Source organism: Pigmentiphaga sp. GD03639, from assembly GCF_029845405.1.
GTDB lineage: Bacteria > Pseudomonadota > Gammaproteobacteria > Burkholderiales > Burkholderiaceae_B > Pigmentiphaga > Pigmentiphaga daeguensis.
Genome location: NZ_JAOCLR010000075.1, coordinates 1 through 1,324, shown reverse-complemented (window position 1 = coordinate 1,324; position 1,324 = coordinate 1). Strand labels below are relative to the sequence as shown.

At 64.4% G+C, this 1,324-nt stretch carries 2 protein-coding genes and 1 pseudogene; all 3 read right to left on the bottom strand.

All coding sequences use genetic code 11. From position 1 onward, the window contains the following. A partial coding sequence (locus N5K27_RS28830) for a DUF3577 domain-containing protein (protein ID WP_279821012.1) occupies window positions 1-180 on the bottom strand: 180 nt, incomplete at its 3' end. A 346-nt stretch (window positions 181-526) separates the two neighbouring features. Beyond that, on the bottom strand, window positions 527-892 hold the full coding sequence (locus N5K27_RS28825; protein WP_279821010.1) for a DUF3085 domain-containing protein: 366 nt from the start codon (window positions 890-892) through the stop codon (window positions 527-529). A gap of 66 nt (window positions 893-958) precedes the next feature. After that, a pseudogene (locus N5K27_RS28820) lies at window positions 959-1,324 on the bottom strand (GTPase); the annotation flags it as partial.

The window sequence follows — 1,324 nt, the reverse complement described above, 5'->3', positions numbered from 1 at the left end:
ACCCGATACGCGCGTGTCGAAACGCACATACGAGACGTCATCGCTGGGACCGTTCAGAGCCGCGATGTCGCAGGCCAGGAACGCATCACCTTTCTTGGGCTTCACTTCGCGGATGCGATTGAGATACCCGAGGCCGGTGATGTGCAGATCGAAGTAGGACTTTTCGTTGGAAGTGGTCATGGTGAATCTCCTGGGAACAATGAGGCGGAGACACACCCGACCCAAGGCGGGGAAGGTGTGGAACCCCCGCGTGGGTTGATGGAACAGTTTGATGGCATCGCCATCGAGAACCGATGGCTGTTCGCGCATGGATGCCGGTGCGAACTGGAGGGTGATCAACGCGGTCGGAACCGCGTCGCAGCCTTGAAGATCGTGGCTGCCTGGGCATGTCGCTGACGGACGTCAGCGGAACATGGCCGGAAGCGTGGCGCCGGGATGGCGCGCAGGCGAGCGGCAATCGGCACTCGCGGCTGTCCACATTGCCGGGAAGAAAGAGGCTCCCGGAGCGGGGGCCAGGGATGGGCGGTCAGTTACCGCTGGGCGTGGGAGGAACCGCCTGCAGCGACAGGTGTGTCGTGGTAGCGGACACGTCGAGGTCGTCCTCGCTGCGCAGGATGCGCGCAAACACGCCCTCCTGCGGATCGAAGAACTCGCCAAAGTCATCGCCGCCGAACTCGGCGCGCGCCAGCTCCCACCAGTCATCGAACGCATCGACATCCGGGTTGCAGCCGGCGGCATAGGCGATGGTCTTCTGGCGACCATCGGGTCGGCGCTCGCCGCGCTCGGCCAGGAAGTACACGCCCTGATCCTTGACCAGGATGACGCGGCATTGATTCGCCACCGCTTCGGCGAGCACGGGCCGCAGCTCCGTGCCTTTGAATCGAACAGTCATGGGTGTGATCTCCAGGGATGCAGGAAGAGAGGCTTCCCGCCGCGAAGGCGGGAAGCTGCTGGGAGATCAGTGCCGGACAGCCTTGCGACCCGACAACAGGCACTGCACTCGGATGCGGCGCCAGCTCCCGTCGTCGATCAGCCGTTCCAGCGTCTCGCCGAGGGTGTCGAAGAACACCTCATCGACCCGTTCAATCAGCTCGCCGTCGCGGCGCAGCTCCACCGCGTAGAGGTCGAGGCCACGCTCATACAGCACGGTGACGTGACCCTGGAACTTCATCGTGGCGACGGTGAAGCCGATGGCCGGTGGCGTGCGGATGATGTCGGCGGGCAGCGGATCGACCCAGGTGATGTCCCGAGCACCGGCGTCCACCAGCATGTGGGTGATGCGCCGGAAGCCGTCGGGAGCGGGCAACTGCTCCAGTTGGTCGAT